This is a genomic window from Aeromonas sp. 600479, assembly GCF_049175515.1.
Classification (GTDB): Bacteria; Pseudomonadota; Gammaproteobacteria; order Enterobacterales; family Aeromonadaceae; genus Aeromonas; species Aeromonas veronii_A.
This window is the reverse complement of the sequence record NZ_JAAKVF010000023.1, coordinates 37,909-52,201: the sequence shown is the minus strand read 5'-3', so window position 1 is coordinate 52,201 and position 14,293 is coordinate 37,909. Positions and strand designations below refer to the sequence as shown.

The following is a 14,293-nucleotide window of genomic DNA, read 5'->3' as shown; positions in this document are numbered from 1 at the left end:
CACTGCTCTTCAGTAGAGTCGTGTTCTAACCTTCAAGGAGAGAAAGCCACTTGCCATGAGGCGAGCACTCGATTCCGTCTGTCAAATCATCTCCAGTCTGGCTCACTCGAGCGGTCAGGGATATTTCGATACCTTTGTGAGTGAAATCGCCGCTGCTGTGATGGCTGATGTCGTCCTGATCGCCAGCAGGGAATCAAATGCTACCCACCTGACGGTTCAGACCGCTTATCCCTCCTCTCTTGACACCGATACCCTGACGCTGCCACTTGCTGACTCTCCCGATGCCATTACCTGGCAGGAGGGGGAAGCCTGGTTTATCGATCGTCTGCTCCAGCTCTTTGCCAACGTTCCCCTTGCGCAGGAATGGCAACCTCAGGCTTATGCCGGGATCGCCCTCAAGAATGCAGATGGCGAGACCATAGGTATCTGCGCTCTGCTTTACCGTCAGCCACAGGCCAATATGGGCAAGGTGATGGGGCTGCTTCGGTTGCTGGCTCCGTTGGCGGGTCGTGAGCTGGCGCTGATGCTGCAACGACAGCTGCCCCCCCCTATGCCTGAACCGTCCCATGCATTGCAGAGCATGCTGTTCCAGGCTCCGGTGGGGATCGGCAAACTGGATCTGGCTGGCCGTATCCTCTGGGCCAACCCGGCCATCGAGCAGATGCTTGGCTATCCCCTCGACGAGTTGCTACAGCGATCCATCTCCGACATCAACCATCCTGAGGATTGGCAGGGCAGCCTCGTCTGCTACGAAGAGATCCGCCGTGGTGAGCGCAGCAGTTTCACCCGGGAGAAGCGCTACTTCTGCAAGGGGGGTCAGATCCTGTGGGGCCGGGTAACCGTCACCCTGATCCGTGACGAGCAGCAGCAACCTGACTACCTGATGGTTTTGCTGGAGAATATCGATCCTCTCAAGCGCCATGCGGAGCAGCTCAAACTCTCTCACCGTGTCTATGACAATCTCTCCGAGGCGATTCTGGTATGCGATGCCGATAGCCGCATCATCTCGGTCAACCCGGCCTTCGAGCAGATCACCGGTTATAGCAGCGACGAGGTGCGGGGCCAGCGCCCCAGCCTGCTCAAGTCGGGGCTGCACGATCAGACCTTCTATGCCGATATGTACCACGCGCTGGAGCGGGTGGGGGTATGGCGTGGTGAGGTGTGGAACAAGCGCAAGAATGGCAAGCTCTATCCACAGCAGCTGATGATTAGCACCCTGCGTGAAGGAGGCAGGATCAGCCAGTACATCGCCATTTTCAGCGATCTTTCTCAAACCAAGCTGGCCGAGCAGAAGATCGCAGCCCAGGCCAACTATGACAACCTCACCAGCCTGCCCAACCGCTGGCTGTTCAGTCGCTGTCTCAGCCGCTTCTGCGAGCGGGGCGAGCGCTTCGCGCTGATGGTGCTCGACCTCAACAACTTCAAGGCGGTCAACAACAGCATGGATCACCATGCCGGAGACGCCCTGTTGCGGGAGGTGTCTGACCGGCTGGTGAGCCGGGTGCGCACCGAGGACCTGGTGGCCCGCATCGGTGGTGACGAGTTCGCCTTTCTGGTGACAGGCATCGTCACCCGTCGTCAGGCCGAGGTGTTTGCCAAGCAGGTTATTGGTAGCTTTACCCGTCCCTTCATGCTGGCCAACCAGCATCTCTATGTTACGGCAACCGTGGGGATGACCCTCTGCCCCGTCGATGGTAGCGAGAGTGACGAGCTGCTGCGCAACGCCGAACAAGCGCTGTTTGCCGCCAAGCGGCAGGGGCGGTTGATCGGTACCTACTGCTCCTCCATGCGGGAAGAGGTGCGTCAGCGCCACCAGATGCAGCAGGATCTGGCGGAGGCGATCAAGCTGGAGCAGTTAACCATGGCCTACCAGCCGATCTGGGACAACCGCAGCGGTCGGGTCGCCAAGCTGGAGGCGCTGGTGCGCTGGTATCACCCCCAGTGGGGACAGGTGTCGCCAGCCGAGTTTATCCCGCTGGCGGAAGAGGCGGGGTTGATTCAGGGGCTGGGGGCGCTGGTGTTGTGGCAATCATGCCGGGATCTGGCACGGTTGCAGCAGTCCGGCTTCCCTGATCTGCAGATGTCGATCAACCGCTCCACCATGGAGTTCCAGACTATCGACCCCGAGGCGAGCGAGTGGCTCAAGGTGATCCAGCACTTCGGGCTCGATCCTGCCGACATCGTCATCGAAATCACAGAATCTCTGCTGATGGAGAGCAGTGATCAGCACCGGGTGCGGATCGATGCCCTGCGCGAGGCGGGTTGCAAGCTGGCTATCGATGATTTCGGTACCGGCTACTCTGCCCTCAACTATCTGCGCTCTTTCCCTGTGGATCTGGTCAAGATCGACCGCTCTTTTGTGCGCCATATCCCCTTCAACGAGCAGGATCGGATGCTGCTGGACGGCATCATCAACATAGTGCACAACCTCGGTATGCAGGTGGTGATTGAGGGGGTAGAGACCCGCGAGCAGCTCAATTTCCTCTGCCAGAAGGGATGTGCCTTCACCCAGGGTTATCTGCTCAGCCGCCCGCTGGCCTATGACGATCTCACCGAATATCTGCAGCTCAATGACAAGGGGATGTTTCTGCAGATCAGTTAGGTGTGCTTACTCCTTCGATGTCATCTGTTCCTGCTTTGCTTGCAGTGTCCGGTAATCCTCGCCGAGATAGCGCAGGTAGATGCGATCCAGGACTCCCTCGTCCAGCATCTGTTGCAATGCCTTGTTGTAGGCAGGCAACAGGTCTGCTTTCTGCTTGCCAAAACAGAGGTAGAGCGGTGTCGAGTCGATAAAGGGGGTGAGGGGGCGGATCTTTACGTCCTGCTCCCTGGAGAGGATGGGGGCCGAGAAGTAGTCGAGGATGATGAGGTCAACCCGGCTCTTCTCAAGCAACAGCAGCAACTGCTTGTCTGAATGGGCCTTGATGGGGTCCCATCCGGTGAAGTTCCTGATCTTGTCGGTATAGTCATAGCCCCTGACCATCCCTACTTTCAGTCCCTTGGCCATCTCCCACGAGAAGGTCTGTAACGGACTGTCGGTACGCACATAGGCGGCCAGCGGGTAGAAGGCTGTGGCAAGGTCAGAGTGATAGCAACCGGGGAGAGGGGCATTGTCGAGAATGCCATCCGCCAGCTGGGTGCTGACATACTGTTCGCAGCGGCCCCAGGGCAGTTCGAGCAGGGTCAGGGTCATACCGAGGCGTCTGGTTGCTTCCTGATGGATCTCCACTGATATCCCTTCCATCAGTTTGCCTTGTTCGGCGTAGGAGAAGGGAGGCCAGTCTACACCGCATACCTTGAGACTGGTGCTGCTCTGGGCGGCAAGCAACAGGGCTATCAGCAGCTGCATGGGATTCTCCGGGATATGAGGGGGTTGTGGTACACTCGCTTCACTGAACTTAGAACGCATCCAGAGACCATGCAAATCCTCCTCGAAGACCCCGCCAAGGCCGCGCAGGCAGACGCGCTGGCCAGCCAGCTTGGCCAAATCGACCTTCCCCTGTTTGCTCTGGTGTTTACTCCGGAGCGGCTGGAGTTGCGCAAGCTGGATGAACCCAAGCTGGGTGCCGTCTATGTGGATTTCGTGGCGGGGACGGTGGCGCATCGCCGCAAATTTGGTGGAGGTCGTGGCCAGTCCATCGCCAAGGCAGTGGGGCTCAAGGCCGGTGCCACACCGACCGTGGTGGATGCCACTGCCGGTCTGGGACGCGATGCCTTCGTGCTCGCGTCCCTCGGTTGCAAGGTGACCCTGATCGAGCGCAGCCCTGTGGTGGCAGCTCTGTTGCAGGACGGGCTGGCACGGGCGGCGCAAGATCCCGAGATTGGCCCCTGGGTGCGCGAGCGGATGCAACTGCTGCACGGGCCTGCCGTGGACAATCTGCTGGCGCTGCCGGAGCGGCCCGAGGTGATCTACCTCGACCCCATGTTCCCTCACAAGCAGAAGTCGGCGTTGGTGAAAAAAGAGATGCGGGTATTCCAGTCGCTGGTGGGACCGGATCTCGATGCGGATGCCCTGTTGCCTGCCGCGCTCAAGATGGCTGAGAAGCGGGTAGTGGTGAAGCGGCCGGACTATGCGGGTTGGCTCAACGAACAGAAGCCCAGCATGGCCATCGAGACCAAGAGCAACCGCTTCGATGTCTACGTGATGGCTGCATTGGCAGCGAGTTAACGGCCGGAGTGAGCTGCAGATGCAAAAAGGAGGGCCAACATGACGTTGGCCCTCCTTTTGCGTATTGGGTTCAGTTGCTTGGCGTGAAGTGGATCAGCTTCTCTTCCCCTTGCCAGCTCAGGCGCAGGGTCGCCAGATCCGCGAGGCTGAGCCGCTCGCCACTGTGCAGCAGCAGATACTCGACCCCTTCGCTGGCCTCGATGGTGCGGATCTTGTCAGCCCATTGGCGCTCGTCGCGACTGGTGAGGGTCACCGACAGTTGCCAGCTGGCGGCAATTTCGAGCCAATCGTAGAGATCGCAGCTGATAGGTTGGTAATCCGGCATGATCGGCTCCAAAACAGGTAAACTACTGGTTCAGGCTTCCTGCACGCGGGTCGGCCAGCCCATCTTCTGCTGACGTTCCATTTCGAGCCGTAGCTCGCTGGCGCGCAGGTAGTGCTCCTCCATCCATCCCTTGGGCAGGGTCAGGGTCAGTGACTCCTCTTCTGCCTGCAGGGTGAAACTAGGTACCGTGCCCTGGGTGCGGCGCATGCAGAGGATCAGGGCGATGCGCAGGATGCGGGCCAGCCGGATCGCCTGACGAGCGGTGACCGCCCCCTGCTTCTCCAGTGGCTCCAGCTTGAATTCATCCCGCTGGTTGAACAGCAGGGCCGACAACAGCTTCTTCTGCGCAGGGGTAAAGCCCGGCATATCGATGTTGTCGATGATGTAGGCGGCGTGTTGCGGCGCCTTCTTGTACTCGATACAGAGACCGATTTCGTGCAGCAGTGCTGCGTAGCGCAGGATCGGGCGACCGTAGCGTTTGGAGAGCCGCCAGGCCGGTTGCAGCTGGTTGAACGCCTCGACGGCGGTATCACGCACCCGCTCGGCATGCTCCTTATCCAGCTGATAGCGGCTGATCAGGCTGTCTGCGGTGCGATCCCGGGCATCACAGTCGTGATTGTTGCCCAGCAGGCCATAGATCAGCCCTTCACGCAGGGCGCCACCCGCGAGGGTCATACTCTCGATATTGAGAGTTTCGAAAATGGCGATGAGGATGGCGAGGCCGGAGGGGAACACGGTCAGCCGCTCGGCCGCCAGCCCTTCCAGTTGCAGCTGGTCCAGCTTGCCGCAGGCGATGGCCTGACCCATCAGCTCCTGCAACTTCGGCAGGGTTACCCGTTCGCTCTTCCCTTGCGCCAGCATGATCTCTTGCAGCGCCTGTACCGTGCCGGAAGCGCCGACGCAGGTACGCCAGCCGAGGGCGCGGTAATCTTCCGCCACCTTCTCCAGCACCGCCTTGGCGGCAGTAATCGCCTGTTCGAAACGGGCTTCAGAGAGCTCGCCATCACCAAAGTGATTGTTGAGCCAGGTGACGCAGCCCATGTGCAGGCTGTTGAGCAGTTTTGCCTCGCTATGTTCGCCGATCACCAGTTCGGTACTGGCACCGCCGATGTCGATCACCAGCCGGTTGCCTTCCCCGGCAGAGGTCCAGGAGACCCCTTCATAGATAGTCTTGGCCTCTTCCTCGCCCGAGATGATCTCGATGCTGTGGTTGAGAACCCGTTCCGCTTCGCTGAGGAACTCATCGACGTTGGTGGCAAGCCGCAAGGTGGCGGTGCCCACCACCCGGATGTTGTCGGCCGGAATGTCCTGCAACTGTTCGGAGAAGAGACGCAAACAGTCCCAGCCCCGCTCCATGGCGGCACGGCTGAGACGAAATTCCGGATCGAGCCCGGCTGCGAGGCGAACCTTGCGCTTGACCTTGGCGACGGTGCGCAGAGCACCGGCGACCTCGCGCACCACCAGCATATGAAAGCTGTTGGAGCCGAGGTCGATAGCGGCATAGAGAGGCGAGTTGTGCAACGGGCCTGTCCTTAGCTCTTGCGCGGCGGACGACGACGGTTGTTGCTGTTGCCACCGCCCTGACGATCTCGCATGTTGCGGTTCACCGGCTGACGGTTGCGGAATACCCGTTTCGGCGGGGTGACATCATCCAGCAGCGCTTCACGGTCGTACTTGCTGACCGGAATGGCGTGGTGGATGTACTCCTCGATGGCCGGCAGGTTGAAGGCATAGTCTTCACAGGCCAGGCTGATGGAGTGACCGCTCTTGCCGGCACGACCGGTACGACCGATACGGTGTACATAGTCTTCGGCGTCGTCGGGCAGATCATAGTTGAAGACGTGGGTCACGTCAGGGATGTGCAGACCGCGGGCGGCAACGTCGGTGGCGACCAGAATATCGAGCGCACCCTTGGTGAAATCCTCGAGGATCTTCATCCGCTTCTTCTGCGGCACGTCACCGGTCAGCAGACCGACGCGGTGGCCGTCGTTTTCCAGCCAGGCATGGACGTCTTCACAGACATGCTTGGTGTTGGCGAAGACGATGGCTTTTTCCGGCCACTCCTCTTCCATCAGGGAGAGCAGCAGCAACATCTTGTCTTCATTGGAGGGGTAGAACAGCTCCTCCTTGATCCGCACGCCGGTCATCTGCTCCGGCTCTACCTGCACATGTTCCGGGTGGTTCATGTGTTCATAGGCCAACTCCTGCACACGCAGTGAGAGGGTGGCGGAGAACAGCATGCTCAGACGCTCGGTCGCGGGCGGCATGCGGCGGAACAGGAAGCGGATGTCCTTGATGAAGCCCAGATCGAACATGCGATCTGCTTCGTCCAGTACCACGACCTGAATGTTGCTCAGATCGATCACCTTGGACTTGAAGTAGTCGATGATGCGACCGGTGGTGCCGATCAGGATATCGACGCCCTGCTCCAGTACGGCCAGCTGCTTGTCGTAACCTTCGCCACCGTAGGCGAGGCCGAGTTTCAGGCCGGTAGAGGCGGCGATGCTGTCGGCATCGTTGTAGATCTGTACTGCCAGTTCCCGGGTGGGGGCCATGATGATGGCTCTGGGTTGGTTAACCAGACGGGGCTTGGTCAGCGGGTGAGTCAGCAAATAGTTGAAGGTGGCGGCCAGGAAGGCGATGGTCTTGCCGGTGCCGGTCTGGGCCTGTCCGGCGAGGTCATGGCCTTCTACCAGCAGTGGCAGAGAGAGTGCCTGGATGGGCGTACAATAGTGAAATCCCTTTGATTCCAGACCAGCCAGAACTTCGGGTTCGAGGCCCATTTGGGCGAATTTGTCGGTCGTTAAGTGTGTTTTGCTCATGGCGGTAGGTTATCAGGTTAGGCTTGCAATAATAAACAGGATCATTTCAAATAGGGCAACTATTGCCTTTATTGACGAGTCAATAAAGCCTTATTTACTGACTGGAGTTGGAGATGAGTGACAAGATTGTTCAGCTGAGCGATGCCAGCTTCGAGGCAGATGTAATCAAAGCCGATGGCGCCGTTCTGGTCGACTTCTGGGCCGAGTGGTGTGGTCCGTGCAAGATGATTGCCCCGATCCTGGAAGAAGTTGCCCAAGAGTACGAAGGTCGCGTAACCGTAGCCAAACTGAACATCGACCATAACTCTGATACTCCGCCGAAGTACGGCATTCGTGGTATTCCGACCCTCTTGCTGTTCAAGAATGGCGAAGTGGCAGCGACCAAGGTCGGTGCTCTGTCCAAGACTCAGCTGAAAGAGTTCCTGGACGGCAACCTGTAATAATCGAAGAGGAGCGCATTGCAATAATGCGCTCCTTCTGTTTTATCACCTAGACGCTCACCCCGATTGGTGCTAATTTATCGCTCGTTTGCTAACCTTTTTGCCTGACTCTTTGCTCACACATCAGCCTGGCAAATCAAATCCGATCAGCATCAATCCAGCAGACTGTCTCCTCATTTCAATCCTTGCTTACAGACTTTCACCACTATGAATCTGACTGAATTAAAGAACACTCCTGTGTCCGAGCTGGTCAAGCTTGGCGAATCCATGGGGTTGGAAAATCTGGCTCGGGCGCACAAGAAAGATATTATTTTTGCCATCCTCAAGGCACACGCCAAGGGTGGTGAAGATATCTTTGGCGACGGTGTGCTGGAAATCCTGACCGATGGTTTCGGCTTCCTGCGCAGTGCAGACGGCTCCTATCTGGCGGGCCCTGACGATATCTACGTCTCCCCGAGCCAGATCCGCCGCTTCAACCTGCGTACTGGCGATACCATCTCCGGCAAGATCCGGCCACCGAAAGAGGGCGAACGCTACTTCGCACTGCTCAAGGTCAATGAGGTCAACTACGACCGCCCGGAAAACTCCCGCAACAAGATCCTGTTTGAAAACCTTACCCCCCTGCATGCCAACGAACGTCTGCGTATGGAACGGGGTAACGGCTCTACCGAAGATATCACCGCCCGTGTACTGGACCTGGCTTCCCCCATCGGTAAAGGCCAGCGTGGCCTGATCGTGGCGCCGCCCAAGGCCGGTAAGACCATGCTGCTGCAGAACATCGCCCAGAGCATCGCCTACAACCACCCGGACTGTGAACTGATCGTTCTGCTGATCGACGAGCGTCCGGAAGAGGTGACCGAGATGCAGCGCATGGTAAAAGGTGAAGTGATCGCTTCCACCTTTGACGAGCCGGCTTCCCGCCACGTTCAGGTTGCCGAGATGGTGATCGAGAAGGCCAAGCGTCTGGTTGAGCACAAGAAAGATGTGGTGATCCTGCTGGACTCCATCACCCGCCTGGCCCGTGCCTACAACACCGTTATCCCGTCATCCGGCAAGGTACTGACCGGTGGTGTGGACGCCAACGCCCTGCACCGTCCCAAGCGCTTCTTCGGCGCCGCGCGTAATGTGGAAGAGGGCGGCAGCCTGACCATCATCGCCACCGCGCTGATCGATACCGGCTCCAAGATGGATGAAGTCATCTACGAAGAGTTCAAGGGTACCGGCAACATGGAACTGCACCTCTCGCGCAAGATTGCCGAGAAGCGTGTCTACCCGGCTATCGACATCACCCGCTCCGGCACCCGCAAGGAAGAGCTGCTGACCACTGGTGACGAGCTGCAGAAGATGTGGATCCTGCGCAAGATTGTCCACCCGATGGGCGAGATCGACGGTATCGAGTTCCTCATCGACAAGCTGGCGATGACCAAGACCAACGACGAGTTCTTCGACGCCATGCGGCGCCAGCAGAAGTAAGTCCGGTCAGAAAATGACGAAACCGCGGCCCTGGTCGCGGTTTTTGTTTATCTGTTTTCCGGTCGCCCTAGTAGTATGAGATCCCGATGTCACATGGATGGAGACGTCATGAAGCCTGTTTTCTGGTTATTGCTGGGGTTGCTGAGTGCAATGCCGGCCTGCGCACAGAGTGTTCCAGCCGTGCTGACAGCCGAGACGTTACAGACTCACCAGCGCTATCTGGCGGGCCGTCTGAAGGAGGGGCAATTTGCAGCCATCGACTCTCTGCTGGCGACCCTGAGTCGCGAGCGGCGGGAGTTCCTGCTGCTGCAACTGCTGCGGGATATTCCCGCTACCACCCTTGCATCCCCTGCGTTGCAACAGTGGGTCGAGGCTCAGGCCGACAAGGCCCCCGAGTGGCTCATGGAGCAGCAGGTCGACGGTTTTCTGGTGCAGCAACCAGTCTATGATTTTGCCGCGCAGGCCCGTCAGCTGCTGGGGGAGTGGCAGCTGCAATCACTGATGCAGCGCTATCGGCATCAGCTTGCCCAGGGCAGCTTCCAGCTAAAGTCCATCTACTACAGCAGTAACCCCGATCTCGCCATGCAGCAGCAAGCCCTGTTGTTGGCCCTCGACAGCTTGCCGCAACCGATCTGGATGCGGGAGGCGCAAGTGCTGGCCAGCCAGAATATCTATCTGCCCGACAATCATCTGTTGTTCCATCTGTTGCAGCGCACCGGGGAACCGGCGCTCTATAGCATGCTGTGGCGGCGGCCGGCAGATCAGGATGCGCTGCGCGCACTCTCCACCATCAGCCGCTTTCATCACGGCAGTGCTGCCAGCGATCTGCTGATTGCCGCCAGTGGCAATGAGGGATTGAAGGGGGCCGCACTGCGTCAGCTGAGCGCACTCTCCCCCTTGCCACCGCAAGCCCAGAAATACCTGCTGGCGGAGCTCTCCAACCGCCAATACGGGGCGCTGGTTGCCGGTTTGTTGATGGAGGTGGACGAGCCCCAGCTGCTCTCTGCGCTGGCCAGACGCCTCGGCCAGCGTGACATGCCACCCATTGCACCGAGTCTGCTGCCCGATTCGGGTACACCCGATGGGCAGCCAGGGTTATAATGCCTGACCTCCTGAACCCGGTTGGGAACTTGCATGAAATACAAGGATTTGCGTGATTTCATCGCGCAGCTGGAACAAAACGGACAACTCAAGCGCATCACCCGCGAGATAGATCCCTATCTGGAGATGACCGAGATCAGCGATCGCACCCTGCGTGCGGGTGGCCCGGCTCTGCTGTTCGAAAATCCCAAAGGCTACACCATGCCGGTGCTGACCAACCTGTTCGGTACCCCGGATCGGGTTGCCATGGGCATGGGGCAGCCCGATGTGGGCGCCCTGCGTCAGGTCGGGGTCTGGCTCTCCTATCTCAAGGAGCCCGAGCCGCCCAAGGGATTCAAGGAGCTGATGGAGAAGCTGCCGATCTTCAAGCAGGTGCTCAACATGCCGACCAAGCGCCTCTCTTCCGCCCCCTGCCAGCAGGTGGTGCAGGAGGGAGATGCGGTCGATCTCGACCAGATCCCGATCCAGCACTGCTGGCCCGGCGATGTGGCGCCGCTGGTCACCTGGGGCCTCACCATCACCCGTGGCCCCTACAAGAAGCGCCAGAACCTCGGTATCTATCGCCAGCAGAAGATCGGCAAGAACAAGCTGATCATGCGCTGGCTCGATCATCGTGGCGGTGCCATCGATTTTCGCGAGTGGCAGGAGGCCCATCCGGGCGAGCGCTTCCCGGTGGTGGTAGCGCTTGGCGCCGATCCGGCGACCATCCTTGGTGCCGTGACGCCAGTGCCGGATACCCTCTCCGAATATGCTTTTGCCGGTCTGCTGCGCGGCAGCCGTACCGAGGTGATCAAGGCCATCAGCTGCGATCTGGAGGTGCCCGCCAGCGCCGAGATCGTGCTGGAAGGCTATCTTGAGCCGGGTGAGATGGCGCCGGAAGGCCCTTATGGCGACCACACCGGCTACTACAACGAGGTAGACGAGTTCCCGGTCTTTACCATCACCCACATCACCAAGCGGCGCGATGCCATCTATCACAGCACCTACACCGGCCGTCCGCCCGATGAACCGGCGGTACTGGGTCTGGCGCTGAACGAGGTGTTCGTGCCACTGCTGCAGAAGCAGTTCCCCGAGATTGTGGACTTCTATCTGCCGCCGGAGGGGTGCTCCTACCGGATGGCGGTGGTGACCATCAAGAAGCGTTACCCGGGCCACGCCAAGCGGGTGATGCTGGGAGTCTGGTCATTCCTGCGCCAGTTCATGTACACCAAGTTCGTGGTGGTGTGTGACGATGACGTCAACGCTCGCGACTGGAAGGATGTGATCTGGGCTATCACCACCCGGATGGACCCGGCACGGGACACCACCTTGATCGAGCACACCCCGATCGACTATCTGGACTTCGCCTCGCCTGTCTCCGGCCTCGGCTCCAAAATGGGGCTGGATGCCACCAACAAGTGGCCGGGCGAGACCAATCGGGAGTGGGGTCAGCCCATAGTTCAGGATGAGGCGGTGAAGCAGAAGGTTGATGCCATCTGGGATGAGCTCAATATCCTCGGATGAGGCAAACATGACAGCTTTGCTGCAAAAAGTGATGCGATCCGCACTGATTTGAGTATTCTCGACTGACGGGGCCAGGGCTGCTGGTCGTCACTCCATAGTGAAACAATGAGCGAAGCGGGCCGAGCGAGCCCGCCACAAGGACAAGAATGCAACGTATCAAATGCCGCGTAGAGGAACTGCGCGAATATGTCGACACCATCTGGCATGTGGCCCTGACGCCGCAGCAAGCGATCAGCTTCAAGCCGGGCCAGTATCTGCTGGTGGTGATGAGCGATTCGGACAAGCGCCCCTTCTCCATCGCCAACTCGCCGACCCGCCCGGGCGTGCTGGAGCTGCAAATTGGTGCCACTCCCGAAAATGCCTACGCCGGTCAGGTGCTGGCCCGCATGCGCGAGCAGGGGGAGATCGAGGTCGAATTGCCCGCTGGCAAGGCGTTCCTGCGTGATGAATCCCCCCGTCCGCTGATCCTGATGGCGGGCGGCACCGGCTTCTCTTACGCCCGCTCCATTCTGGAGTACCTGATCGACACGGGCAGCAAGCGCCCAGTGTTCTTCTACTGGGGAGTGCGTCAGGCTCACTGGCTCTACGAGCTGGAGCAGATGCAGCAGTGGGAACGTGACTATGCACCGCTCACCTTTATCCCGGTGGTACAGGAGCCTGATACTGACTGGACCGGCAAGAGCGGGCTGGTGCACAAGGCGATCATGGATGACTTCGTCAGCCTCCACGACTACGACATCTATGTCGCCGGTCGCTTCGAGATGGCGGGTGCCGCACGGGAGGAGTTCAAGATCCTCGGTGCCGAGCCGGAGCGCATCTTCGGTGACGCCTACGAATTTATTTGACGGTATCCCCGTATAGATGACGCAGCCCCCGGTTTTGCCGGGGGCTTTTTTTGGGCCTTCCACCGTGCACAATGATGCACCTTGGTATGGCAATCGCAGCTTTACCCCATGACCTTCCACCATTTTTAACATGGGTGGCTACTAATTAACCGTGGCTGGTGGCATCTTGGTCGGGGATTCTCAGCGGACTGGATAAGGATATCCATAGTGATAGCACGAGGTGGAACAGTGTTGAGTGAAGAGGGCAGGGCATCTGCGGAGGATAACCGGTTGGAGTCCGGCGCTGTCGAGCTGATCTCAACCTTGATCCCGTCCCTTCATGGTAGTGAAATGGCCCGTTTGCAGGCTGAAATCGCCGCACTGAAGCATGAAAATGCCCTGTTGCAGGAGAAGCTCAATGCCGCCCTCGATGGCACCGGCATCTGTCTCTGGCAGGGCACCATTCCCACCGGTGAGCTGCGGGTCTTCAATCTGCAAAACTTCCAGGCTGGCGATATGGCTCCCAGTTTTGAGCTCTGGAGCGCCAAGCTCCATCCCGACGATCGCGCTCATGCCATGGGTAGCTACTTTGCCCATCTTGAGGGTCAAACGCCCTTCTACGAGGCTGAATATCGTACGGTCAGTCCGGATGGATCTGTCACCTGGCTATGGGATCGGGGGCGTGTCGTGGAGCGGGATGGTGATGGCAAGCCGCTGCGGATCATGGGCTCCCATATCGATATCACCCAGCGCAAGGCCTATGAACAGCGGCTGGCGGAGCGGGCCAACTGCGATGCGCTCACCGGGCTGCTCAACCGGCAGGGATTTGGCAAGGCGTTCGCTCTGCAGCCGCCGCAAGGAGCTGGGGCGCTGCTCTTTATCGATCTGGATGATTTCAAGGGGATCAATGACCAGTTGGGGCATGCCTGCGGTGATCAGGTTCTGCAGCAGATGGCGGAGTGGTTGCGTCTCATCATGCCGGGCTCGGCCCTGTGCGGCCGTTATGGCGGTGACGAGTTTGTGGTTTATCTGCATCGTGATGTATCAAACCATGCACTGGCTCATCTGGCCGATGCCCTGATCAGCCGGATGTATGGTTATGTACCCAAACCCGGTTGCCCGCAACGGGTCGGGCTCAGTATCGGTATCGCCCTGTGGGAGGAGGGGCCATTGACCTTCCGGCAGGCGCTGGAGGTGGCTGACAGGGCCATGTACGAGGCCAAGGCTCGCGGCAAGCGGGCCTGGTATCTGCTTCAGGTGTGATGTTTTTTACAGGTTCAATTTAAAGCAAAAACCCCAGCCGAGCCGGGGTTTTCGTTATTCGCCTTTGGCGCCGAGCTGCTGCTCGAGCTGAGCCAGCTTGCTTTCGAGGGCGGCCAGTTTTTCACGGGTACGCAGCAGTACCTTGGTCTGCACGTCGAACTCTTCGCGGCTGACCAGATCCAGCTTGCCCAGCTGGGCCTGCAGCACCTGACGCATCTTCTTCTCGGCCTCTTCACCCATGCTGCGAATGCCGGGTGGCAGGGAGTTGTGCACCTGCTTGGCGATCTCTTCCAGTTTCTTCGGGTCGATCATGATGTCCTCCTTAAGCGTTGGTGGACATTCTACCGACAATTCCCTCACTTTGCCGAGATCGC

Annotated in this window: 13 protein-coding genes; 8 read left to right on the top strand and 5 right to left on the bottom strand. The window is 59.2% G+C overall.

The genetic code is table 11. From position 1 onward, the window contains the following. The first annotated feature begins 55 nt into the window (after positions 1-55). Complete coding sequence (locus tag G5149_RS19165) at positions 56-2,602, top strand: putative bifunctional diguanylate cyclase/phosphodiesterase (protein ID WP_421213382.1); 2,547 nt, start codon at positions 56-58, stop codon at positions 2,600-2,602. Between the two features lie 6 nt (positions 2,603-2,608). On the opposite strand, the gene G5149_RS19160 is transcribed toward G5149_RS19165, so the two are convergent. Continuing rightward, on the bottom strand, positions 2,609-3,349 hold the full coding sequence (locus tag G5149_RS19160; protein ID WP_216979822.1) for a substrate-binding periplasmic protein: 741 nt from the start codon (positions 3,347-3,349) through the stop codon (positions 2,609-2,611). Between the two features lie 69 nt (positions 3,350-3,418). Here G5149_RS19160 and G5149_RS19155 point away from each other — a divergent pair, with 69 nt between their 5' ends. Then, positions 3,419-4,168, top strand: coding sequence for a class I SAM-dependent methyltransferase (locus tag G5149_RS19155; RefSeq protein ID WP_337073712.1), 750 nt, complete (start codon positions 3,419-3,421; stop codon positions 4,166-4,168). 70 nt (positions 4,169-4,238) lie between these two features. Here the strand turns inward: G5149_RS19155 and G5149_RS19150 are convergent, their stop codons facing one another. The 3 genes from G5149_RS19150 to rhlB are packed head-to-tail and all read right to left on the bottom strand — an operon-like array spanning position 4,239 to position 7,315. After that, positions 4,239-4,493, bottom strand: coding sequence for a Rho-binding antiterminator (locus G5149_RS19150; RefSeq protein WP_337073713.1), 255 nt, complete (start codon positions 4,491-4,493; stop codon positions 4,239-4,241). Positions 4,494-4,523: 30 nt separating this feature from the next. Next, positions 4,524-6,014, bottom strand: coding sequence for a guanosine-5'-triphosphate,3'-diphosphate diphosphatase (gene gppA, locus G5149_RS19145; protein ID WP_421213379.1), 1,491 nt, complete (start codon positions 6,012-6,014; stop codon positions 4,524-4,526). Between the two features lie 11 nt (positions 6,015-6,025). Further along, positions 6,026-7,315, bottom strand: a complete 1,290-nt coding sequence (gene rhlB / locus G5149_RS19140) for an ATP-dependent RNA helicase RhlB (protein WP_005339414.1) — start codon at positions 7,313-7,315, stop codon at positions 6,026-6,028. A 113-nt stretch (positions 7,316-7,428) separates the two neighbouring features. Here rhlB and trxA point away from each other — a divergent pair, with 113 nt between their 5' ends. From trxA to G5149_RS19110, 6 genes are all read left to right on the top strand, one after another. Beyond that, positions 7,429-7,755, top strand: a complete 327-nt coding sequence (gene trxA / locus G5149_RS19135; protein WP_005339416.1) for a thioredoxin TrxA — start codon at positions 7,429-7,431, stop codon at positions 7,753-7,755. 207 nt (positions 7,756-7,962) lie between these two features. Continuing rightward, on the top strand, positions 7,963-9,228 hold the full coding sequence (rho, locus tag G5149_RS19130; protein ID WP_005342418.1) for a transcription termination factor Rho: 1,266 nt from the start codon (positions 7,963-7,965) through the stop codon (positions 9,226-9,228). A gap of 108 nt (positions 9,229-9,336) precedes the next feature. Next, positions 9,337-10,329 carry a hypothetical protein gene (locus G5149_RS19125; protein ID WP_421213377.1) on the top strand — a complete coding sequence of 331 codons (993 nt, stop codon included), beginning with the start codon at positions 9,337-9,339 and terminating at the stop codon, positions 10,327-10,329. A 33-nt stretch (positions 10,330-10,362) separates the two neighbouring features. Continuing rightward, complete coding sequence (gene ubiD, locus G5149_RS19120; RefSeq protein ID WP_158114355.1) at positions 10,363-11,832, top strand: 4-hydroxy-3-polyprenylbenzoate decarboxylase; 1,470 nt, start codon at positions 10,363-10,365, stop codon at positions 11,830-11,832. Positions 11,833-11,978: 146 nt separating this feature from the next. Continuing rightward, on the top strand, positions 11,979-12,677 hold the full coding sequence (gene fre / locus G5149_RS19115; protein WP_128816411.1) for an NAD(P)H-flavin reductase: 699 nt from the start codon (positions 11,979-11,981) through the stop codon (positions 12,675-12,677). A gap of 330 nt (positions 12,678-13,007) precedes the next feature. Further along, complete coding sequence (locus G5149_RS19110; protein ID WP_421213376.1) at positions 13,008-13,919, top strand: GGDEF domain-containing protein; 912 nt, start codon at positions 13,008-13,010, stop codon at positions 13,917-13,919. A 54-nt stretch (positions 13,920-13,973) separates the two neighbouring features. Here G5149_RS19110 and ubiK read toward each other — a convergent pair whose 3' ends face one another. Then, positions 13,974-14,231: a ubiquinone biosynthesis accessory factor UbiK gene (ubiK, locus tag G5149_RS19105; RefSeq protein WP_005339429.1), complete on the bottom strand. Its 258-nt coding sequence runs from the start codon at positions 14,229-14,231 to the stop codon at positions 13,974-13,976. Between the last annotated feature and the right edge of the window lie 62 nt (positions 14,232-14,293).

Excerpts from the sequence above, each read along its gene's own strand:
- G5149_RS19150 (WP_337073713.1), bottom strand. The coding sequence starts at position 4,493 with ATGCCGGATTACCAACCTATCAGCTGCGATCTCTACGATTGGCTCGAA.
- ubiK (WP_005339429.1), bottom strand. The coding sequence starts at position 14,231 with ATGATCGACCCGAAGAAACTGGAAGAGATCGCCAAGCAGGTGCACAAC.
- G5149_RS19155 (WP_337073712.1), top strand. The coding sequence starts at position 3,419 with ATGCAAATCCTCCTCGAAGACCCCGCCAAGGCCGCGCAGGCAGACGCG.
- fre (WP_128816411.1), top strand. The coding sequence starts at position 11,979 with ATGCAACGTATCAAATGCCGCGTAGAGGAACTGCGCGAATATGTCGAC.
- trxA (WP_005339416.1), top strand. The coding sequence starts at position 7,429 with ATGAGTGACAAGATTGTTCAGCTGAGCGATGCCAGCTTCGAGGCAGAT.
- G5149_RS19125 (WP_421213377.1), top strand. The coding sequence starts at position 9,337 with ATGAAGCCTGTTTTCTGGTTATTGCTGGGGTTGCTGAGTGCAATGCCG.
- rho (WP_005342418.1), top strand. The coding sequence starts at position 7,963 with ATGAATCTGACTGAATTAAAGAACACTCCTGTGTCCGAGCTGGTCAAG.
- rhlB (WP_005339414.1), bottom strand. The coding sequence starts at position 7,315 with ATGAGCAAAACACACTTAACGACCGACAAATTCGCCCAAATGGGCCTC.
- G5149_RS19165 (WP_421213382.1), top strand. The coding sequence starts at position 56 with ATGAGGCGAGCACTCGATTCCGTCTGTCAAATCATCTCCAGTCTGGCT.
- ubiD (WP_158114355.1), top strand. The coding sequence starts at position 10,363 with ATGAAATACAAGGATTTGCGTGATTTCATCGCGCAGCTGGAACAAAAC.
- G5149_RS19110 (WP_421213376.1), top strand. The coding sequence starts at position 13,008 with ATGGCCCGTTTGCAGGCTGAAATCGCCGCACTGAAGCATGAAAATGCC.
- G5149_RS19160 (WP_216979822.1), bottom strand. The coding sequence starts at position 3,349 with ATGCAGCTGCTGATAGCCCTGTTGCTTGCCGCCCAGAGCAGCACCAGT.